We start from the raw sequence: 22,874 nt of genomic DNA on the forward strand, positions 1-22,874 counted from the left end.
AATATTCCTTCTCTTGCTGTTTGTGAACTAACCAGTTGAATAGCTTTTTAACTACCTACGTTAGTTGCGAAATCTGGTAAAAAATAAAAAATCAAAGGCTCGAATTCTATGGATAGAAAGCCAGCCCTGAGGCATCGAATCATTAATTTCTTATGCCAGCATGCCTCCATCCAGTACGACCGACTGGCCAGTCATAAACGATGATTCGTCGCTACAGAGCCATGCGATAGCATTTGCAATTTCTTCAGGTTTACCAAGGCGCTTCATAGGGTTTGCGCCAATTAGACTCTTTTGGCCACGTTCATCTAGTTTAGATAACACGCCCTGTACCATTGGTGTGTCCACAAAACTGGGGCATACCGCATTAATTCGAACGTTTGCTCGCGCGTATTCTACCGCCGCTGATTTTGTTAAACCTATCACTCCATGCTTAGACGCACTGTAAGCACTTATCATAGGCGCAGAGCGCAGCCCAGCCACAGAAGCAATATTGATAATATGGCCACCACCTGTTGCCGTCATATGTTTCAGCGCATTTTTCATGCAATACCAGACGCCAGCTAAATTGACCTGAATGTTTTTCATAAACATAGCGTCATCAACTTCGGTAAGAGGCGCAGGAAAATGATCTATGCCCGCGTTATTTATAATGACGTCAATTTTTTCATTATGAGAAAAGGCGGTATCAAACATCGCTTTAACCTGAGAAGGCTGGGTCACATCCACCGCCACAGCATAGGCTTTGCCTCCCGCAGCGGAAATTTCATCAGCAAGCGCTTTTGCGTTATCTTCATTTAGGTCAGCGATGCCCACTATTGCGCCTCGGGCACTTAACACGCGGGCAGATGCAGCCCCAATGCCTGAACCACCGCCAGTAATAAGAATATGTTTGCCTTCAACATTTGCAGCTACGTTCATTAGCTGTACTCCAAGTAATTAAGTCATCGGGATGACGGGAACTTGCACGTCATCGCTTTTTATAAATCGAGTTTTTAACTAGAAATAGCTTGCCTTAACATCGTTACATGTTGTGTCACGCGTACTCAGTACTTCGATGTCACGGCTTACCAACGGTAGTTCCCAATTAAGGAAGTATTCTGCGGCAGCTAGCTTACCTTCGTAAAAATCGACATCTTGCTCACCTACCTCACGAGCCAACGCTTGCTCAGCAACATTGGCTTGGCGTAACCAAATCCAACTTACAACGCAGCTTGAGAATATGTTCAAAAAACAGCTGGCATTAGTAAGCAGTACAGACTGCTTATCTGAGCGTAAATCTCCCGCCGCTTGCTGAATAAGTACGCCGAGTTTGTCTAAGTAGGGCTTAAGCTTAGCAGCGAGCGCCCGTGCTCTCGGTGTTTCAGCGCGCTTCATGTCCGCGGTTACTCGAGTAAGTAACACTTGAAGTCCTTTCCCGTCATGCTGCCATAACTTTCTACCTAACAAGTCAAGCGCCTGAATACCGTTAGTTCCCTCATGAATAGGGTTTAAGCGATTGTCGCGCCAGCATTGTTCAACAGGGTATTCTCGGGTGTAACCCGCGCCACCCAATATCTGTATAGCTAAGTCGTTTGCTTTAGGTCCGAACTCTGATGGCCAAGCTTTGAACACGGGCGTTAATAAATCCAGAAGTTGAGAAAGCTCGGTACGCTTTTCACTATCGGTTTCCGTTTCCATTTCGTCTATCAGCATGCTGCCATATAAACAGAGCGCCATACCGCCCTCGCAATATGCTTTTTGAGCCAGGAGCATACGACGAACGTCACCGTGATTAATAATTGGTGTTGGGTCGTCTTCTGGCGCTAAATTGGGTGCAGCTCGCCCCTGCGTGCGATCTTTTGCATATTCTATTGAATAACGATAACCGCGATAGCCAATCATCGCAGCACCGTAGCCCACGCCTATGCGTGCCTCATTCATCATCATGAACATATAGCGCAGACCTTGGTGTGGTTCGCCGATAAGATAACCATGACAATCACCATTCTCACCAAACGTTAATGCCGTAGATGTGGTGCCCCGATAGCCCATTTTGTGAATAAGGCCGGCAAGGGTCACATCATTACGCGCATCTGGGTTGCCATTAGCATCTAAACGATATTTGGGCACAGCAAATAATGAAATACCTTTTACACCAGCCGGACCACCAGGAATTTTAGCCAGCACTAGATGTACAATATTGTCAGAAAGCTCATGTTCTCCGCCCGAGATATAAATTTTGCTACCTTTGACGCGATACGTACCGTCTTCTTGAAGTCTTGCAGAGGTGCGAATATCTGCAAGCGATGATCCGGCATGAGGCTCGGTAAGTGCCATGGTTCCCGTAAAGTCACCGCTTAGCATTTTGGGTAAAAACGCGTTTTTAATGTCCTCTGATGCAAAATGTTTTATAACATTCGCTGCAGCAGCCGTTAAAAATGGATAGGCAGTGGATGAAGGATTCGCTGCTAAGAAATAACCTGCACAAGCATTCATGACAGTAACGGGTAGCTGCATACCACCATCTTCAAAATCAAAGTGACCTGCAATAAAGCCTGACTCTCTGTATGTGTCGAATGCCACTTTCACGTCATCGATCATTGAGACTTTGGTGCCATCAAATGTGGGCTCATTTTTATCAGCAACAGCGTTGTGAGGAAGAAAAAGCTCTTCTGCCATCTTCTCAGCCATATCGATAACGGCATTAAAGGTTTCAACGTTGTGCTCTTCAAATCGCGCCTTCTCGCAAAGAGCAGCAGTGTCTAATACTTCATACAGCTGAAATTGCATTTCACGACGAGGAATGAGTTGGTCGGCCATGGTGTTTTGTCCTTTACAAATACTTGTTAACACATTGTGTCATATTCGTTATCGTGCCATTATTGTCATTAATGACACAATAATGGTCAATACCGCCAACAATAAGCAGCTTTTATCCGGATTAATAACCTGAATTACTTTTATGAATAAACCGAAGTTTACCGTTACCGTGCTCGGCTTTGATCAGGCTCTCGCTTCAGCAATAACTGGAGCGTTGGATGTATTTGCGTTTGCTGGTATCAGTTGGCAGCGCATTCACAAATTACCAACCTCACCGCAGTTTAAAGTGCAGTTAGCCAGTCATCACGGCCAAGCATTTCTTTGCTCGAATCAGGTTACATTGCAGCCGAATATCGCTATTGAAGACGTCTCTCACACGGATATTTTATTGATCCCTACTATTGGTGGGGATATAGACCAAGTTCTCATTGAAACACTGCCATTACTTGTTCATATAAAAAGATTGCAAAAGGTGGGCGCCGATATTGCTGCAAACTGCACTGGCACTTTCTTATTGGCAAATACAGGGTTACTTACAGATAAGATTGCCACAACGCACTGGGGATATGCCGAAAAATTTAATGCTATGTTTCCCTTAGTCAATTTACAGCCTGAAAAAATGGTGACGGAAGACAATGAAATCTATTGTGCAGGTGGAGGGATGGCATGGATTGATTTGTCCATTTTATTGATAGAGCGATATTGTGGTCATCAAGTGGCAAGCGATACTGCGAAATCTCATGTGTTAGATGTGTCGAGGACAAGCCAAACTATTTATGCGAGCAGTCGCCAACGGCGTTTCCATTCGGATAAAGATATTATGGAGGTTCAGTCATTTTTGGAAAAGCATCTGCAAAGCAAAGTCACAATTTCTGACGTGGCAACACAGCACAATATGACCGAGCGAACGTTAATACGCCGGTTTAAAAATGCATGCAATACCACTCCGGGTCAATATTTACAGTCATTGCGGATTGAACAGGCAAGAAAGTTGTTAGAAACCTCAAATACTCCATTAGAAAGCCTGATAAGCGCCGTAGGTTACGAAGACCTAAGTTCATTCACTCGACTATTTAAAAAAGCGACAGGCATGTCCCCTTCTCAGTATCGAGCGAAGTTTAAGCGAAACTAGCTTTTCCCGTTTTACAAGGAAGCTGCACCAGTAAAGTTGGTTTCAATAAATAATTGGCTCACGGCGGTGCAATTAGGACCTTTAAAATATATGCAAGTTTGCCAATATAGTGCACATTAGATGAAATAAGTCCTGTTTTGCACAAATTTGAAGTTTTTATTCCAAACTTTGTGTAAAATGCAGCGCCAAGCATAGATTGAAAATTTATGTGCTTAAAACACTACAAAAGTATAATTTCAAAATCATCTTGGTGGAAACATGAGAACACACAAAATCGCCACGCTAGCACTAGCTGTTAGTGCCGCGTTCAGCTCTTCAGTTCTTGCACAAGAGGCCGCAACGACAGAAAAAAAAGAAGCCTCACTTGAACAAATTACCGTTACTGCGCAAAAGCGTACTCAGTCAATTCAAGAAGTACCAATCTCTGTAGCGACGTTAAGCGGTGAAAAATTCGAAAGCATTTTCTCTGGTGGTGAAGACATTCTTGCACTAGCGGTACGTGTACCTGGTCTTTACGCCGAGTCGTCAAACGGTCGTGTCGCTCCACGCTTTTATATCCGTGGTCTTGGCAACACCGACTTTGACCTAGCGGCGTCACAACCTGTTTCTATTATCATGGACGAAGTGGTAATGGAAAACGTAGTACTTAAGAGCTTCCCGCTTTTCGACGTTCAACAAGTTGAAGTTCTTCGCGGTCCACAAGGCACATTATTTGGTCGTAACACCACTGCAGGTATTATTAAGTTTGATACTGTAAAACCGACACAAGACCTTGAAGGTTACGCGAAAGCTGGTTTTGGTTCTTACGGAACAATGAACTTCGAAGGAGCTATTAGCGGGGGCCTCACTGACGAACTTTCTGCTCGTCTTTCTGTATTGTCACAAGAACGTGACGACTACATCGATAACGCATTCACAGGCGAAAACGATGCAATCGGTGGCTACGATGAGAAAGCCTATCGTCTACAGCTTCTCTGGGAACCGTCTGCTGACTTCTCTGCACTATTAAACGTACACGGTCGCGAGCTTGAAGGTACAGCGTCTATTTTCCGTGCCAACGTATTCACCAAAGGCAGTAACGAGCTTAACGAAAACTACGATCGCGAAACTGTTTTCTATGATGGCGACCTTCAAGGCGACGGCATCGACAATAACCCACAAGAGTATGACGGTTTTGGTGCGTCACTAAAACTTGAATACGATATGGATGAAGTTACCTTCACGTCTATCTCGGCTATCGAAACAGCTGATGGCTCAAGCTTAGGCGATGTTGATGGTGGTTTTAACCGTGCAGACGGTACTTCAGGTCCTGGTTTCATTCCTTTCTCGGCGGTAACGCAAGATAACCTTGATGACCTAGAGCAATACACTCAAGAATTTAGACTTGCAAGCAACAGCCGTGATGCGATGAACTGGCAGGTTGGAGCCTTCTACTATGATGCATCGTTCAATGTAACCAGTATCGACGGCTACTTTGGTGCAACAACCGTATTCCACGAAAACCAAACATGGGCGGTATTTGGTCAAACCTCTTACCAAGTTAACGAAAAACTAAACGTTACCGGTGGTATTCGCTATACGCACGACTCTAAGAGTTTAGTGGTTGGCGATCAAAACGTGAATGGTTTTGCGTTGGTTACCGGAGATGCTCAAATTCAGGACTACGACGATATTGATGTAGATGATGGTCAAGCTAGCTTTGAACTTAGTGCAAACTACCGCGTTACTGACGACATGTCTGTTTTCGCACGTTATGCAAACGGCTTCCGCGCACAAACTATTCAAGGCCGTGACGTTGCGTTTGAAGGCGCACCTTCTGTTGCTGATGCTGAAACTATCAATTCATTTGAAGTAGGCGTTAAATCTGACCTTCTAGACGACACACTTCGCTTAAACGCAGCTGCATTCTACTACACAGTAGATGATATGCAGTTCTCTGCGATTGGTGGTGGCAACAACTTTACAGCACTAGTAAATGCTGACAAAGGTGAAGCGTACGGTTTTGAAGTAGATGCACAATGGCTTGCAACTGATGAACTAACGTTTACTGCAGGTTATAGCTACAACCACACAGAAATCAAAGACGATACGTTAACGGTTTCGCCATGTGGTACTAACCCAGCGTTTGGTTCTACAGGCAACTGTACGGTAACCGACCCTCGTCCAGATGGATTTGTTGCTTCAATCGACGGCAACCCATTCCCACAAGCACCAGAGTCAATCTTCAACTTTACTGCGCGTTACACCATTCCTATGGGTGATGACGGTGAGTTCTTCGTGTTTACCGATTGGGCGTTCCAAGGTGAAACTAACATCTTCCTATACGAAGCGGTTGAATTCACTACTGACGACAACTTCGAAGGTGGTCTACGTATTGGTTACGAAAACTTCGCGCACAACTACACAGTAGCGCTATTTGGCCGTAACATTACTGACGAAGATAACGTTAAAGGTGCAATCGACTTTAACAACCTAACGGGTATCGTAAACGAGCCATGCGTTTGGGGTGTTGAATTTAAGTACACTTATTTCTAAGCCAATATAGGTAGCTACTTTCATGTAGGGTAGCGATTTGGTTTATCAAAAGCGGTAGCGTTTAAAAACGCTACCGCTTTTTTTTACGCCGCCATATGAACGTCTGAGGTTGGCACTTCCACTAACTGCTGTAGTTTTCTGCACACCTGCACCCACCGCGCGACTTTTTGATAGTAGACCTGCTCTATTAACTGCCCTTTTTCATCAAACAAAAAGCTCGCTAACTTTCCTTTGTTCCCCGGCATGTAAAAATGGTGCACGGTAAATTGCTTTGATAAAGGAGCGTTTGCCACTTTTTGATACATACAAAAAGGCAGTGTGTTCGCGCGTTCATCGCCACCGGTTAAGCGAGTGCGGCGTTGAAACGTGTCGGCTCCGAATTCAGCCATAATGCCGTGTTTCGATATAAGTTGATCAACCGCTTTAATGCCTGTTTGCATAATTTTCTCCTAAAGGTTGTGCAAAGTCGCACGCCTAAATAAGATTCAAAATAAACCATACTGATATTTATACAGTATATGGTCATTTGTTTAAAATGCAAACAAAAAAGCCGCTTTTTCACAGCGGCTTGTTTTTGTTGAAAATAATAGGAAGTTAGTTAAGAGCAGACTCTAAAAAGGCCCACTGGTCGGCATACCCCTCAATTTGCATCCACGTTGGCGTACCTGCACCGTGACCTGCGCGGGTTTCTACACGAAGCAGAACCGGGTTATCACAGCTTTGATCTGCCTGTAGTTGGGCTGCAAACTTATAGCTGTGCCACGGCACAACACGGTCATCGTGATCACCTGTAGTGACTAATGTAGCTGGGTAACAGGTGCCAGGCTTAGTGTTGTGAAGTGGCGAATAAGCGTAAAGCGCTTCAAATTCGTCTTTGTTTTCACTTAACCCATAATCAGAAGACCAAGCGCGTGCGTTCGCACTTGGCGTGTGATAGCGAAGCATATCCAACACACCGACTGCAGGTAAGGCCGCAGAGAAAAGGTCCGGACGCTGAGTTAAGGTCGCGCCTACAAGCAAGCCGCCATTCGAGCCACCTTGAATACCCATTTTCTCAGGTGTGGTGTAGCCGCTTTCAACTAAATACTCACCGGCTGCGATAAAGTCATCGAATACGTTTTGCTTATCTAGCTTAGTACCAGCTTTGTGCCATTTCTGCCCATACTCGCCCCCACCGCGCAGGTTAGCTATGGCCAGTACATTGCCCTGCTCTACCCATACCATACGCGATACTGAATACCGTGGTACTAAAGAAATATTAAAACCACCATACCCGTACAGCAGGGTTTTGTTATTGCCATCTAACTTTAAGCCTTTCTTATGTACAATAAACATGGGCACTTTCGTTCCATCTTTACTGGTATAGAAAATCTGCTTCGTTTCGTAATCGTCATAATTAATACCGGTATCAATGGTTTTAAATAACGAAGACTCACCATTTTTTATATTGTAGGCATACACCTGACCTGGGTTTGTAAATCCAGTCAGTTTATAAAAGGTTGTATCGGCATTTTTACCACCGAAAAAGCCGCTTACACTACCTATGTCAGAAAACGTGATTTCATCAACTTTTTCGCCAGTTAAATCAAATACACTCACCTGACCTTTCACGTCTTTTAGATACTGTGCAAAAAGCTTCTCACCTAGAAGAGAAACGCTAGATAAGGTATCAGGTGTACTTTCAATAACGGTTTCGGTAGCTTTAACACCATTATCAAAGGTAACTTTAACAACCTTGCCGGTTGGGGCATCTGCCGTAGAAGTGAAGAACAGTGCATCGCCATGCTCGCCAATCAAATCGTATCGACCATCCCACTTGTCAAAAACAGCAACAAGCTCACTGTTGTCCTCTTTTAGCGATTTAGCGTAAACACCGTTAGCCTGATACCCCTCGAACACAGATATAAGCAATGTCTCGCCATCTTGCACAACAGATGGATACGGGTTCCATGTAGGTTTACCTTCAAACGCAAAGACCTTTTTGTCTTCACTTTGCGCTGTACCTATCGCATGAAAGTATATTGCTACAGTTTGACTATCATCGTATTTGCCCTCTTCATTTTTTGGGTAACGAGAATAAAAGAATCCTCTTTCGTCGGGCAACCACGCGATATTTGAAAACTTAATGCCTTTAAGAGTATCAGTTAAATCCGACTTGCTGTTGGTGTCGCGAACGTGAATAGTTTTCCAGTCAGTACCACCATCAGATAGCATATATGCAAGGCACGAGGCTTTGGGGCTGAGCTCTGTTGACGCCATAGACACTGTGCCATCTTCACTCAATGTATTTGGGTCAATCAGAACTTCAGGCTCACCGTTTACGCCGTCTGCCATATAAAGCACGTACTGATTTTGTAAACCGTTGTTGTAGGAATAAAATAGCTTGCCGTTTACCATGTAGGGCGTTGAATACTTCTCATAATCCCAAAGCGCGGTTAAACGTTCTTTGTAACGCTCTCTAGAGGGTAATTCGGCCAAGTAAGGGCGAGCAAGCGTGTTTTGCGACTCAACCCACGTTTTTACTTCTTCGCTTTTCTCTTCCTCTAACCAGCGATAGGGATCGCTAACCATAGTGCCATGGTAGTTATCCTGCTGCGCAACGGTTTTCGTTTCTGGGTAACCAGACACTTTCGGCATGCCGCCGCTTTGTGCATTACCTTGCACCGAAGGAGTAGATTCGGTATACGAGCTAGTGCAAGCCAAAGTTAAGCCTGCGGAAGCTGCAACCACGGCTGCGTATATTAGATTTTTCTTCATTTTTTATTCCCTAAAAGAAAAATGCCGGTTTTACCCGGCATTATCTATTTAACTTTCTGTCGTAACTTGAGCTTGTCTTCTGCCTTTAAATACATTCTTAAGGTCGTTAAGAATTAGATAAAGTGCAGGAACGAGTAGCAGCGTTATCACCGTTGCAAACAAAATACCGAAGGCCAAGGAAATAGCCATAGGTATGACAACCTGTGCTTGCAGACTGCGTTCAAATACAATTGGCATCAACCCCATAAAGGTAGTTAATGACGTTAGAATTATCGCTCTAAAACGCTGCGTACCAGCGCTAATTGCCGCCTCCATTAGAGACATTCCTTCTTTGCGCGCACGGTTTACAAAATCCACCATGATCAAGCTGTCGTTTACCACAACCCCAGATAACGCAATAATGCCGCAGACAGACAATACACTTACCGCCATGCCAAGCACCAAGTGGCCGATAATAGCGCCCACTATGCCAAAAGGAATTACTGACATTATGATCAGAGGTTGGCTATAAGATTTGAGCGGAATAGCAAGTAATGTGTAGATAGCGAACAATGCAAACAACAACCCTTGCATCAGACTAAACATAGCTTCGGCTTGTTCCTTTGAGTTCCCCTGCAGCTGAAAGTCAACTTTTGGATAACGAGCCAACAAGTCTGGCATTAGGTTTTCAATTACGTCATTGGTCACTTCTGATGGGTCGAGTAATGCTTTATCAACTACACCCGTAACGGTAACAGAACGCTTTCCGTCTACGCGAATAATAGAGTCAAAGCCTTGGCCAACAGTGAAGGTCGCCACTTGCTCAAAAGGTATTTCTTGTCCATTTGGTGCGCGAATACGCATATTTTCAAGATGCTCTACGGAGCTTCGCTCGGTTTTAGGGTAGCGTACCATAACTTTTATTTCTTCGTCGTCTCGCTGAATACGCTGAACTTCTGCGCCATAAAAGCCAAAACGTACCTGTTGACCAAGGTCTCGTAACGAAATACCAAGTGCATCAGCTTGTGGCTTAAGCGCTAACTGAATTTCATCACTGCCACCAGAGAAAGTATCGTTAATATCGGTTACGCCTTCGTATTGATCTAACGCTTCTTTTAGCTCTTCGCTAATAGCACGCAGCGCTTTGATATCGCCTGAACTAAACTCAAAGCTAAGGTCTGCACCACCACCCGGACCGCCAGGAGAACTAATATTGAATGACTTAACACCAGGTATTTCAGGAAGCTCCTGACGCCACATGTCCTGAATTTCAAAATCAGTCAGCGTTCGTGTTTCCCCTTTTGTAAGCTCCGCAAAAATCTCTCCGCCTAAATTGCCATTATCAAATGCAATGGCGTGTTTAATTACATTTTCTCCAGATTCTTCAGCAATCTTTTCGTCCATGCGATGCATAGCTTCACGAAGCGTTGTAAGCACATTATCACGCTGCTGTAGTGACGAGCCTGGTTCTAGCTCGAAGCTGGCAACCATAAAGTCGCTTGGGATATTAGGGAAAAATACAAAACGCACGATACCACCGCCAAATAAACCAACTGTTAAGATCAGCATCGCGACAAAAACGGAAACCGTGGTATACCTATTGCGTATGGCTTTAGCTAAAAAAGGTGCATATTTATTTTGAATGAAGGTCTTTATACCTTCACTGAAAAAGTCTCTAAACTTTTGAAAGCTATTAGCTTTTGCTGGGTCATAGGGCTTCAGCTTCATATGCACAAGGTGGGCAGGCAATATAAGCTTAGACTCTATAAGTGAGAATATTAGACAGACAATCACCACCATGCCGATGGTCTTCCAAATAATACCGAAAGGGCCAGAAACCATAAGCATTGGCATAAATGCAGCGATAGTAGTCAGTACGCCGAAAGTGGCGGGCATAGCAACCTTTTTAACACCGGCAATGACGTTGTCAGCGCTGTGACCCTTTTTATCTATTTCAGAGTAAGCTGACTCGCCCATGATGATGGCATCGTCTACCACTATCCCTAAGACAAGGATAAAGGCGAACAAGCTGAGCATATTAATAGATACACCCACTACATCTAAGGGCATGACAAATAAAGTGCCAAGGAAACACACCGGTAGCCCTACAATAACCCAAAATGCGAGCTTTATTTTTAAAAATAGAGACAGAACCAGAAAAACAAGAAGCGCGCCGAAAAACATATTTTCGAGCATCATATTAAGTCTATCAGCAAGATAGAATGAGCTATCTCCCCATGTATCGGCCGTAATGTGGGCTGGAAATTCTGCCTTTTGACTATCGATGTAATTGTTTACTTGTTCAGATATCTCTAACGCATTCTGATCACCAACGGCTTGTACCCGCAAGCTAACGGCTGGCTTACCGTCAAATAAGGCGTATTGATTATTTTCGATGAAGCCGTCGTTTATATATGCAACATCGCCCAAAGTTACTCGCGTTCCATTCGAATTAGTGACCAGTACAATTTGAGAAAAGTCCCAGCCGGTATAGGCTTGCCCCTTTGTTCTTAGCAAGATATCGCCGTTTTCGGTGCGAATTGAACCACCAGGTAAGTCCACACTAGACTGGCTTAAGCGCCCTACAACATCAGCAAAGGTAAGATTGTACTTTTGTAAATCGACTTCAGACAGCTCTACCGATATTTCGTAGTCGCGCGCGCCCACTACTTGAACACTGGAAATTCCTGACAAATTAGCAATGTCATCGCGTAAATTTTTGGCAAACTCTTTCAACTCTCGCTCTGACGCGTCACCATAAACTGAAATCCAAATCACATCCTGTTGAATTTTTTGGCGATAAATTACTGGTTTTTCAGTATCAGCGGGGAAGCTTGGTATTGCATCCACCTGTACCTTTACCTCATCAAGCAACGACTGCACATCATAATCTTCTTCGACTTGGATGCTTACCGTTCCCATCCCTTCAACGGCGGTAGCGTTAATTTGCTTAATGCCCTCTAAGTCTTTAATTGCCTCTTCTATTTTTAGCAGTACGCCTTCTTCTACTTCCTGTGGCGCAGCACCTAAGTAGGGAACCCGTACACTAATGACGTCTATTTCAAAGCTTGGAAAAACTTGCTTTTGAATACTGAACGCACTGAATATACCGCCAACAACAAGCAATATCATTAGTAGATTAGCGGCAACATTATTTTTTGCAAACCAGGCAATTAAGCCTTTGTTTGTATCAATGCGACTCATTAGTTGCCTCCTTCAGAGGACTTGCTTTCCACTTTGTCAGTGTTTTTCGACGTATCAGATTCAGCTGCTTCAGATAACACAGGCTCATCACCTGGCAAACGGACTTTCATACCGTTATAAGGGTTTGGAACCGCACTGGTGACGACCAATGAACCTTCTTCGATACCAGAGCGAATAAACACATCTTTCGCGGTGGTACGAGCAATTTCAACCGGCTTAATATCAATTTCTCGATTATCGTTAACGGTAACTACGGTATTATCTAACCGCAAAATACTGCGAGGTAGCACCACAAGCTCTTCGTTTTGGCGAGAGGTAATTTCTGCTTCCACAAATTGACCGAAACGCAGTGGCGAAGGGTGAGAATCGTTAAGATTATAAGGGTCTTTAACTTCAACAATGGCGTAGACTACTCGACTACCCGTATCTAAAATTCCTTCTGAACGAACTAGCTTGCCTTCCCATGTGCGCTTAACGCCACCAACCGACGCAAAGAGAGAAACGGGGGCGCTTTCGCTCGACTGCCCAGCTATATCGATAAACATGAGGTCGCTATCTGGAATAGGTAATCTTACTTCCGCCGTATCGGTAGAATATACAGTGCCCAGCATTGAACCCGCAGCCACAAACTGTCCAAGATCAATATTTCGCTCTACAACGATACCGTTGTATGGCGCTGTGATTTTAGTTCGTTCTAAATTGCGCTTTGCACGCTCTAGTTTAGCCTCTGCGGCTTTAACGTTTGCCTGTTCTTTTGCCAATTGGGGCTTTCTTAAGCCCAACTCAGGTGGCGCGACGCTGCTTACTGAGCGCCATTCTTGTTCTGCAACCTTTCCTCGCGCTATTTCCTCCTGTAAGGCAGCTTGCGCTTGAGCGAGTTCAGCTTCTGCAAGCTTTAAATCTGTGCGATAGTCATCTTGCTCTAGCGTGGCGAGTATGTCGCCCTTCTGAAATGTTCCTCCCGCGATAAACGCATCGGAAAGACTCACTACCTTGCCACTGACCTGTGCACTTAGCCCGGTTTTATTTCGGGGTACCACATTACCTTGAGATTTTACAATGAAGCTTACTTGCTCTGCGTTCACTGCTTTTGCATCAACTAAGAAAGCAGGGATCTCTACGGGGACTTGCTCAGGTGGCTTGCGCGATTTAATCATAACCGCCGCTGCAACAAACGCGATTAATACTATGAACAGTGGAATACCACTTTTCATTAACATGGAGTTTTTCATTTACTATCCCTAGGAACGAAGGTAACCAAAGTAAAAGCAATGTCTTGCCACTCAGATACCCCAAAATTTCTATTATTATTGTATCAACACTAGTGTACTGAATTTATTGGTAGAGTACTCATTTAAGATTGTTAAAATTTATTTCGAATTATTAAAAAAAAGAGCACAAAAAAATCAAGCGTTACTAATATAAAAAAATATCAAAAGAATACAAAGTATGATTGATAATTATGAGGTTTTCGTTGATTATTTAAGCACTCATTGGTTATGAGTTAACCGGCGGCTATCACTTGAGCACTGCCTTGCATGCTCATTCGCCTCGGGATTGAATTCGCAACGTTGAAGGGAAAACAGATTATGAGCCTTAAGAAACAATACCTTAAATCAAAACCTCTGTGTAAAGTGACATTTCGACTAAATGCGGAAGCGGCAAAAGACGCCAAAGAAGCATCTCTATGTGGAGATTTCACTGATTGGAAAACCCAACCATTAACAATGAAAAAGCTAAAAAGCGGCGACTTTACGTTAACGGTAGACCTAGAAAAAGATAATGAATACCAATTCAGATATCTTCTTGACGGGGAAAAATGGGAAAATGACTGGGATGCCGATGCGTACATCCCCTCACCGGTGAGCATTGAGGACAACTCTGTTGTTCGAGTATAACAACTAGCTCAAATCCAAGCATTATACCTATAAGATACCGCGCGTATTGAAAAACCAATCCCTACAAAAAAGGCTGCATTAATGCAGCCTTTTGTCGTTTAAGCGATATGACTAAAGTGAGCCTTCAAGCTCTGGAAGAACGTCGAATAGGTCTCCCACTAAACCATAGTCAGCAACTTGGAAAATTGGCGCTTCTTCGTCTTTGTTAATAGCAACAATAACTTTAGAGTCTTTCATACCCGCAAGGTGCTGAATAGCGCCTGAAATACCTACAGCGATATACAATTGAGGCGCAACAATCTTGCCCGTTTGACCAACCTGCATATCGTTAGGAACAAAGCCAGCATCTACCGCAGCGCGCGATGCGCCAATAGCTGCACCAAGCTTGTCTGCAATACCTTCAAGAAGCTTGAAGTTGTCGCCATTTTGCATACCACGACCGCCTGAAATAACTACTTCTGCTGCTGTGAGTTCTGGGCGCTCAGATTCAGTAAGCTCTGCTGAAACGAAGTCAGATTTCTCACTGCCTTTAACCACATCAATTGCGGTTACTTCAGCACTACCACCAGTTGCAGCTGCATCGAATGATGCTGCACGAACGGTAATCACCTTTTTTGCGTCAGATGATTGAACGGTAGCAATTGCGTTACCTGCATAAATTGGACGTACAAAAGTATCTTCACTTTCTACGCCAATAATGTCAGAGATTTGGGCAACATCTAACAATGCCGCTACGCGAGGCATAAAGTTTTTACCTGTAGTTGTTGCAGCTGCAATGACATGGCTATAGTCGCCCGCTAGTTCAAGAACCAAGTCAGCCGTATTTTCGGCCAGTTGATGCTTATAAGCTGCATTATCAGCAACAAGTACCTTCGCAACCCCATCAATCTGAGCAGCAGCTTCAGCAACCGCTTGGCAACCTTCGCCTGCCACTAAAACGTGGATATCGCCGCCCATTTTCTGTGCCGCGTTCACAAGCTTATGCGTTTCCGTCTTTAAGCTTGTGTTATCGTGTTCTGCATATACGAGTACGCTCATGAGATCACCTTTGCTTCATTTTTTAACTTATCTACTAACTCAGCAACGTCTGCCACTTTAATGCCACCCTCACGCTGAGGCGGAGGCGTGACTTTAAGCACTTTTACGTTTGACTCTAATGCAACACCAAAGTCTGCGGCCGCTTTAACATCAAGAGGCTTACGCTTTGCTTTCATAATATTTGGAAGCGAGGCGTAACGCGGTTCGTTCAAACGAAGGTCTGTTGTGACTACAGCTGGAAGCGAGAGCGCAACAGTTTGAAGACCACCGTCGATTTCACGAGTTACATTCACTTTTTCGCCATCTACAACCACTTCAGAGGCAAAAGTTCCCTGAGGCATACCAGTTAATGCGGCAAGCATCTGGCCTGTTTGGTTGTTGTCAGAATCGATGCTCTGTTTACCAAGAATAACAAGCTGAGGCTGCTCTTCTTCTACCACTTTGGCTAATAGCTTTGCCACTTGAAGTGAATCAAGATTTTGATCGGTATCGATTTGGATACCGCGATCAGCACCTAGGGCTAGTGCTGTACGTATTTGTTCTTGGCAGCTTTTGTCACCAATTGAAACGACAACGATTTCAGTGGCCACGCCCTTTTCTTTTAAACGAACGGCTTCTTCAACAGCAATTTCACAGAAAGGGTTAATGGCCATTTTCGCGTTAGTAAGATCTACGCCTGATTCATCGGCCTTCACTCTTACCTTAACGTTGTAGTCGATCGCGCGTTTGACCGGTACGAGTATTTTCATATTTACCTCAATTGTTGAGTTCGTCGGTGCTAATTACGTTTCATTAATAATTAACTATTAATAATTAAAAACGTATTACATCACCACGCTTTTTGAAACTTTAACAATGCTTCTACGTTAAAAAAGAAACTGTGGAACGTACGTTTTTAAAAGGCTAGCCTTAAAACGACGTTAACACCACGTTTACGAGCAGTTATAATGAACCGCCAGTTAACGTTAACGTAAACTGCTTTGCAATGTACTTACTGTTGACGTAAACGTCAACCTGCATTACCTTGCAAAACGACAATTAATTTACATGTTTTTGACACAAAGCATTATTTGTTTCATCAATAGTGCACTATAAAAATACAAACATAAGGAGCCTCCCGTGGAACGAGAATCGATGGAGTTTGACGTAGTCATCGTCGGTGCCGGCCCAGCTGGATTATCAACGGCTTGCAAGCTTATGCAGCTTGCAAATGAGAAAGACCAAGAGCTAATGGTCTGTGTGGTCGAAAAAGGCTCCGAAGTAGGCGCGCATATTCTTTCTGGCGCGGTGTTCGAACCTCGCGCACTCAACGAGCTTTTTCCTGACTGGAAAGAAAAAGGTGCACCACTCAACACGCCAGTCACTGAAGACCATATCTATTTACTCAACGATGAAACGTCATCGAGAAAGCTACCAAACGGCATAACGCCAAAAACCATGCACAATGACGGCAATTATATTGTCTCAATGGGGAACGTTAGCCGCTGGTTAGCAGAACAAGCTGAACAGTTAGGGGTTGAAGTATTTCCAGGGTTCGCTGCGTCTGAAGTTATCTATAATGAAGACGGCAGTGTTGGCGGTGTGCTTACCGGAGACATGGGTGTTGGCGAAAATGGCGAACCTAAAGACGGCTATATGCCAGGCATGGAGTTACGTGCTAAATACACCGTGTTTGCTGAGGGCTGTCGCGGCCATTTAGGCAAAGAGCTCATTTCTCACTTTAAGTTAGATCAAGATGCCTCTCCTCAACACTACGCCATTGGTTTTAAAGAAATCTGGGACATAGATCCATCCAAGCATCAGCCAGGTTTGGTTGTTCACAGCGCGGGTTGGCCCCTTGATGATGCCACCGGCGGAAGCTATCTTTATCATGCTGAGGACAATCAGGTGTTCGTTGGCCTAATCGTCGATCTTAATTATGACAATCCCTATTTAAGCCCGTTTGATGAATTTCAGCGCCTCAAACATCACCCTGTTTTTAAACAGTACCTTGAAGGTGGTAAGCGCGTTTCTTACGGCGCTCGTGCAATTGCAAAGGGTGGCTTTAATTCGCTGCCTAAAATGACCTTTCCTGGTGGCTTATTAGTTGGCTGTGAAGCAGGTACCCTTAATTTTGCGAAGATAAAGGGTAATCACACTGCAATGAAGTCGGGCATGTTAGCCGCTGAAAGTATTTTTGATGCAATTGTAGAGAATTCTGAAGCCCCCATAAAAGAGTTAACCAGCTTTACAGAGAAATTTAAATCATCGTGGCTTTATGATGAATTGTTCCGCTCTCGTAATTTTGGTCCAGCAATTCATAAGCTTGGTAATTTTTGGGGCGGCGCATTCAATACCCTTGAGCAAAATTTCTTTAACGGCAATTTGTTTTTCACTATGAAAGATGAACACAAAGATTATGCTCAACTTAAAGAAGCAAAAGATGCGAGAGAGATTTCCTACCCGAAACCAGATGGCGTGTTGAGTTTTGATAAATTATCATCGGTATTTTTATCTAACACCAACCACGAAGAAGATCAGCCCTGTCACTTAAAACTGAAAGACCCTTCTATTCCTATTCAAATTAATTTACCTAAATTTGCTGAGCCTGCTCAGCGCTACTGTCCTGCTGGGGTGTATGAGGTAATTGAAGAAGAAGGACAACCTCGTTTTCAAATTAACGCACAGAACTGCGTTCACTGTAAAACCTGCGATATCAAGGATCCCAGCCAAAATATTAAATGGGTTGTACCAGAGGGTGCAGGCGGCCCCAATTATCCAAATATGTAAATTCCCTCTACCTTTGCGAAACAATTTTTAATAGTTTCTGCAATTAAACGGATAATTTTTAAAAGCGAGCGTAGCTCGCTTTTTTTTTGTGCTACTTTTAATTATTATCTAATTGAAATTTAGTACAACGTATTAAGGTTAATTAATGAGCGAATTTTTAGATATTTTAACCCATGGAAGACGTTTACAAGGTGCTGTTAAGGAATTAAGCATAGAAGAACTTGAACAAGTTCAAGAAAAACTTAGCGGCATAATAGAAAAAAGAAAAGAAAAAGCCCTTGAGCAAGAAAAACTAGAAAAAGAAAAGTTAGAAAAGCTAGCGTCAATTAAAAAGCAAATGGAAGAAGCTGGCTTAAATGTAGAAGATTTACAGGCGTTAAATTTCGACACAAATAAAAAAGCCGGAAAAAAGCGCCCAATCAAATATAAGCTGGTAGATGAAAAAGGCGAAGAGCATTTATGGACAGGCATAGGTCGTATGCCTCGCGTTTATAAAGATGCGCTCGACAGCGGCAAGTCACTTGACGATTACGCTATAAATTAAATTATCTGCTTAACCATTATAATGGGGCCTGTTTTACAGGCCTTATTTTATTTTGACCACACGTCAGTTAGCGCATTTTTAAATGGAAAATAGGTATAAAGCTGTGGAGTTAAACTATAAACTTTCAAAAAGCCAAACATCTTCTCCGTGGTTAATATTAATTCACGGTCTTTTTGGCAATGCCGATAATTTAGCGGGAATTAAACGCCATTTTGAATCAGATTTTAATGTCCTTAGCATTGATTTACCGGATCATGGTGAATCACCGTGGACTTCATTGTTTTCAATAGTCGATGCAGCTGAAGCGGTGTTCGAACTAATGCAATCGCTTGAAATAAGTCGCAGTGCGGTATTGGGCCATTCTTTAGGTGGCAAAGTTGCAATGAGATTAGCCTTAAGTCACAGTGCTGTAATATCCCATTTAATTGTTGCCGACATTGCCCCGGTTAAATACGATCATAGTCATCAAGCGGTATTTGACGGCTTGAATTCTGTTCCGTTAAACACCATCCAAAGTAGAAAGGACGCAGAAAAAGAAATGGCGGCGCATGTAAAAGAACCTGGCGTGCGCCAGTTTCTTTTGAAGAGCCTGTATCAGGATAATAGCGGCGCATGGAAATGGCGATTTAATGTAGAAGGTCTCATGGCAAGTTATTCCCATATTATTGACTGGGAACAAACTAATCAGACGTTTGATGGCATAACATTATTTATTAAGGGAAGTGAGTCTGACTACATAACATCTGCTTACCGCGATGAGATAAGTCGTTATTTCCCTAATGCGAAAGCACATATTATCGAGGGTACGGGCCATTGGTTGCATGCAGAAAAGCCTGCGGCATTTAATTCGATAGTTGAGAGAACGCTCAAGAAATCGTCCTAAAAATAAGGTTTCGTCATCATAAAAGATGAGAATGACTATTATTACATTTTTTTGAACGTTTTAGGCTCTTACAGGCGTATATACTGTGGTATCATTGCGCCAGAATTTTGAAGTAACAACACTATGCTTGCAGAAAATTACGAACTCATTGAGTCCATCATGTTGTATGGCGGCTTATTTATACTTTTCGTATTGATGGGTTTCGCTGTACACGATGTACTGCGTAAGAACGATGTACCGCTCATAGGGCGTGTCGTCACCTATGGTGTGCTAGGTTTAGGAGCCTTGGGGTTTCTTGCGAAAGGCATTATTGAATGGTTTTGGTTAAGCACAGGCGTTTAATTAGTAACGATTAATAGAGGTTAGATATGGCAAGCGTTGGCCTATTTTTCGGAAGTGACACGGGTAATACCGAACATGTTGCGAAAATGATCCAGAAGGAATTGGGTAAACAGCTAATTGATGTTAAAGACATTGCCAAGAGCAGTAAAGAAGACATCGCTGATTTTGATTTGCTTATCTTTGGTATCCCTACGTGGTACTACGGTGAAGCGCAATGCGACTGGGATGACTTTTTCCCAGAGTTAGAGCAAATCGACTTTAATGATAAGTTGGTTGCAATTTTTGGTTGTGGCGATCAAGAAGATTATGCTGAATACTTCTTAGATGCGATGGGTATGGTTAGAGACATCGTTGAAGCCAAAGGCGCGATTTTAGTTGGTCAATGGTCAACTGATGGCTATGACTTCGAAGCATCTAAAGGTATGGCTGACGACAATCATTTTGTTGGTCTAGGAATTGATGAAGACCGCCAACCTGAACTAACAGAGTCTCGCGTTAAAGCGTGGTGTAAGCAAATTCACGACGAATTATGCTTGGCAGAACTGGCCTAGTTTGAACGCGATACATTAGCGTGCACAAATAGGCATACAAAAAACCGCTCAGACGAGCGGTTTTTTTATTTGATTTACATTCAAGCGAATTGCGTTGCGTACAAGACAGTACCTAATGAAAATCACAAGTGGAAACGCTCTACTGCCTTTCTTAGGCTTTCAGTTTGTGCATCCAGCATCATCGTTGATTCATTAGACTGCCTAGTGCTCTGTGCACTCGAATCTGCCAAGGCCACAATTTTATTCAAACTCTCGGCAACATCACCAAGCAGTATGTCTTGTTGCTGAGTATCCGTGACAATATGTTCGTTGATATCGCTTAAGCGTTCAATAATCTGGCGAATGCTTTCAACTTGTTGTGAAACTTGCTGCGTAATTTGCACCCCTTCTTGCGCTTGCTCACGCCCTGCATTAATCGCTTTAACGGCCTCAGCAGCATCTTTTTGCAAATTACCTATCATTTGCTCTATCTCTTCCGTTGAGTCGTGTGTGCGATTTGCCAACGTTCGTACTTCATCAGCAACCACAGCAAATCCCCTGCCCTGCTCACCGGCTCTGGCTGCTTCTATGGCAGCATTCAGCGCTAACAAGTTAGTTTGTTCAGCTATTGTCTTAATGACGTCTAAAATACTGCCAATACTGCGAGAGTTATCGTCTAGCCTGCTTATAATTTGTGAAGATGATTCAGCTTGTCTAGCTTGATTTCCTACTTGCTGACGGTTCTTATCGACTAAATGACCGATGTCTGTGCTCTGTTGGGTTATTTCTCTAAGCGCATCCATTGCATCGTGAATTTGAGCAAGGTTGCTGCGGCTCTTATCCTGGACATTTTTCGTGTTCGTTGAGGTAACAGTGACTTGCTCTCGCTGCTTATCCACCTCCGAAAGGCTTTTGTTACCTAGCTCAACGCTTTCTTTTGTAATTTCAATCAGCCGCTTTTCTTGTTCTAAAATATTACCCACCAGCTCTCTTAAACTGTCAGTTAAACTGTTCACCTTTGCTGATAGTGCTGAAAACTCATCGTTGCCTTCTTCAGATAGTTTCGTACTTAAATCGCCTTTACTCAGCAGGCTCAGCCCTTGGTTTATTCGACCTAAAGGCTTTGAAATACTACGCGTCACAATTACCGCTAAGAATATCGCTGCGGTTAGCCCTAAGACTGCAACAATAATATTGCGAACTAAATTTTCCTGAACGGATTCGAGAATGGCGTTTTGTCCATCAAGCGACTGCGTCTGTACTGAATCGAACAAGGTATTAATATCGGTAAGTGCCGTCTGTAACGCCTCTTTTGCTTGCTTTTGCGCAACCGCAGCTTTTTCTACCTCTAACAGTTTCTGACGTTGAAGAGCAATCAGGCCATTTGCCCCGTTTACCGCCTCAATAAGCAGGTCATACTGCTCGTTAAACGCCTCTATTGTGCCACCGTCATCAACATCTGTTGCTAAGCGGTTAACGTAGTCCTTATCAACTTGCAAATTGCTCAATTGATAATTTAAATCTTCGATAATATTGGCACTTTGTGCCGCATCGTTTGTTTCCGCCAATTCAACAAAAGAGTCGTTCATTGTGAGTAGCTTATTATCGATAGCCGTTCCAGCCCCAATAAGCGTTTCGATGCTAGGGTTATTACCTTCTAAATAAGAAAGATCAAGCATAAGAGCACTGGCTTCGTCGGCGGTCATCAGAACCTTCTCAAGCTGGGTGGCAAGTGCCTTTTCAATATTCATCCTCTCATTAATTGCCGCATACATGTTATTGCTGCTATCAACATAGGCCAAACTGACCTCAACGGCATTAGATGCAATTATATTTTTAGGCATAAGAGAAGTTAAACGCGACAAGTCTTCCTCGAATGCTGACGAGAGTGAATCAAAAGTCGCTTTATTAGCATTTAACTCGGCGATGTCCATAACGTGATAGCCATTGGCCGTAATCACCGATAACGAGAGAATCTCGGTTTTCACCTTTACCATACTGGTTTGCACCGGCATTTTCTGTTCTACAACATCTAACGCAGAGTCTTTTATACTACTGAGTCCAAAGTAGGAGAGCGTACTGGTAAGTAAAAGTAAGCAGCCGAATAGACCGAAGCCTAATGTAATTTTATTTATAATTGTTAACTGCATGGGCACTTCCATTAAAACTGCATGCCAAAAATATATGGAGCATTATGATTCCCCATTAAGTTTAGTTTAACAGGATGTTAATGCAATACGTCAAAAGTTTTATTTATTTTAGTTATTTAGTAACATTATCTGAGACTTACACACTGGTCAGGCCTGCGCAATTCATTAAGCTAAGTACGCGCAGACTGAGACAATAAAGAGGCAATGGGTAAATTTTCAGCGAGTAAATAAAGTTTCCACGGTTTTCCTTTTAAATTGTTTTAACTTACCTATAATAACCTCCAAATACTTATTCACTCGTTCTCAGTAGGTTG

At 43.3% G+C, this 22,874-nt stretch carries 17 protein-coding genes; 8 read left to right on the forward strand and 9 right to left on the reverse strand.

Annotated features, from left to right (window positions below; all coding sequences use genetic code 11):
• Positions 1-150 precede the first annotated feature (150 nt).
• Together JC525_RS12005 and JC525_RS12010 are read right to left on the reverse strand one after the other, a co-directional pair.
• Positions 151-918: an SDR family NAD(P)-dependent oxidoreductase gene (locus JC525_RS12005; RefSeq protein ID WP_198816057.1), complete on the reverse strand. Its 768-nt coding sequence runs from the start codon at positions 916-918 to the stop codon at positions 151-153.
• 78 nt (positions 919-996) lie between these two features.
• Positions 997-2,799: an acyl-CoA dehydrogenase gene (locus JC525_RS12010; protein ID WP_198816058.1), complete on the reverse strand. Its 1,803-nt coding sequence runs from the start codon at positions 2,797-2,799 to the stop codon at positions 997-999.
• Positions 2,800-2,941: 142 nt separating this feature from the next.
• On the opposite strand from JC525_RS12010, the gene JC525_RS12015 reads away from it, so the two are divergent.
• Together JC525_RS12015 and JC525_RS12020 are read left to right on the forward strand one after the other, a co-directional pair.
• Positions 2,942-3,931 carry a GlxA family transcriptional regulator gene (locus JC525_RS12015; RefSeq protein WP_198816059.1) on the forward strand — a complete coding sequence of 330 codons (990 nt, stop codon included), beginning with the start codon at positions 2,942-2,944 and terminating at the stop codon, positions 3,929-3,931.
• A gap of 258 nt (positions 3,932-4,189) precedes the next feature.
• Positions 4,190-6,466: a TonB-dependent receptor gene (locus JC525_RS12020; RefSeq protein WP_198816060.1), complete on the forward strand. Its 2,277-nt coding sequence runs from the start codon at positions 4,190-4,192 to the stop codon at positions 6,464-6,466.
• A gap of 83 nt (positions 6,467-6,549) precedes the next feature.
• On the opposite strand, the gene JC525_RS12025 is transcribed toward JC525_RS12020, so the two are convergent.
• From JC525_RS12025 to JC525_RS12040, 4 genes are all read right to left on the reverse strand, one after another.
• A complete protein-coding gene (locus tag JC525_RS12025; protein WP_173359969.1) occupies positions 6,550-6,906 on the reverse strand; it encodes a hypothetical protein in 357 nt (118 codons plus the stop codon).
• Between the two features lie 154 nt (positions 6,907-7,060).
• Positions 7,061-9,223 carry a prolyl oligopeptidase family serine peptidase gene (locus JC525_RS12030; protein ID WP_198816061.1) on the reverse strand — a complete coding sequence of 721 codons (2,163 nt, stop codon included), beginning with the start codon at positions 9,221-9,223 and terminating at the stop codon, positions 7,061-7,063.
• 48 nt (positions 9,224-9,271) lie between these two features.
• Positions 9,272-12,406, reverse strand: a complete 3,135-nt coding sequence (locus JC525_RS12035; protein WP_198816062.1) for an efflux RND transporter permease subunit — start codon at positions 12,404-12,406, stop codon at positions 9,272-9,274.
• Complete coding sequence (locus JC525_RS12040) at positions 12,406-13,638, reverse strand: efflux RND transporter periplasmic adaptor subunit (RefSeq protein WP_159117723.1); 1,233 nt, start codon at positions 13,636-13,638, stop codon at positions 12,406-12,408. The genes JC525_RS12035 and JC525_RS12040 overlap by 1 nt, the downstream gene beginning before the upstream one ends.
• A 357-nt stretch (positions 13,639-13,995) precedes the next feature.
• Here JC525_RS12040 and JC525_RS12045 point away from each other — a divergent pair, with 357 nt between their 5' ends.
• Positions 13,996-14,304 carry an isoamylase early set domain-containing protein gene (locus JC525_RS12045; RefSeq protein ID WP_105930141.1) on the forward strand — a complete coding sequence of 103 codons (309 nt, stop codon included), beginning with the start codon at positions 13,996-13,998 and terminating at the stop codon, positions 14,302-14,304.
• Between the two features lie 111 nt (positions 14,305-14,415).
• Here the strand turns inward: JC525_RS12045 and JC525_RS12050 are convergent, their stop codons facing one another.
• Together JC525_RS12050 and JC525_RS12055 are read right to left on the reverse strand one after the other, a co-directional pair.
• Positions 14,416-15,342, reverse strand: coding sequence for an electron transfer flavoprotein subunit alpha/FixB family protein (locus tag JC525_RS12050; protein ID WP_159117722.1), 927 nt, complete (start codon positions 15,340-15,342; stop codon positions 14,416-14,418).
• Positions 15,339-16,091, reverse strand: coding sequence for an electron transfer flavoprotein subunit beta/FixA family protein (locus tag JC525_RS12055; protein WP_039216447.1), 753 nt, complete (start codon positions 16,089-16,091; stop codon positions 15,339-15,341). The genes JC525_RS12050 and JC525_RS12055 overlap by 4 nt, the downstream gene beginning before the upstream one ends.
• Positions 16,092-16,461: 370 nt before the next feature.
• Between JC525_RS12055 and JC525_RS12060 the strand changes: the two genes are divergently transcribed.
• The 5 genes from JC525_RS12060 to fldA all read left to right on the forward strand — a co-directional run bounded on the left by JC525_RS12060 (position 16,462) and on the right by fldA (position 20,431).
• Positions 16,462-18,111 carry an electron transfer flavoprotein-ubiquinone oxidoreductase gene (locus tag JC525_RS12060; protein ID WP_159117721.1) on the forward strand — a complete coding sequence of 550 codons (1,650 nt, stop codon included), beginning with the start codon at positions 16,462-16,464 and terminating at the stop codon, positions 18,109-18,111.
• A 145-nt stretch (positions 18,112-18,256) separates the two neighbouring features.
• The gene (locus tag JC525_RS12065) at positions 18,257-18,655 is read left to right on the forward strand and encodes an H-NS histone family protein (protein WP_159117720.1); all 399 of its coding nucleotides are present in this window, start codon (positions 18,257-18,259) and stop codon (positions 18,653-18,655) included.
• 103 nt (positions 18,656-18,758) lie between these two features.
• Positions 18,759-19,538, forward strand: coding sequence for an alpha/beta fold hydrolase (locus JC525_RS12070; protein WP_159117719.1), 780 nt, complete (start codon positions 18,759-18,761; stop codon positions 19,536-19,538).
• Between the two features lie 123 nt (positions 19,539-19,661).
• Positions 19,662-19,880, forward strand: coding sequence for a DUF2788 domain-containing protein (locus JC525_RS12075; RefSeq protein WP_014998613.1), 219 nt, complete (start codon positions 19,662-19,664; stop codon positions 19,878-19,880).
• Between the two features lie 26 nt (positions 19,881-19,906).
• Entirely contained in the window at positions 19,907-20,431 is a 525-nt protein-coding gene (gene fldA / locus JC525_RS12080) for a flavodoxin FldA (RefSeq protein WP_105930082.1), read from the forward strand.
• Positions 20,432-20,553: 122 nt separating this feature from the next.
• On the opposite strand, the gene JC525_RS12085 is transcribed toward fldA, so the two are convergent.
• Positions 20,554-22,560: a methyl-accepting chemotaxis protein gene (locus tag JC525_RS12085; RefSeq protein ID WP_198816063.1), complete on the reverse strand. Its 2,007-nt coding sequence runs from the start codon at positions 22,558-22,560 to the stop codon at positions 20,554-20,556.
• Between the last annotated feature and the right edge of the window lie 314 nt (positions 22,561-22,874).

The organism is Alteromonas sp. IB21, from assembly GCF_016405965.1.
Taxonomy (GTDB): domain Bacteria; phylum Pseudomonadota; class Gammaproteobacteria; order Enterobacterales; family Alteromonadaceae; genus Alteromonas.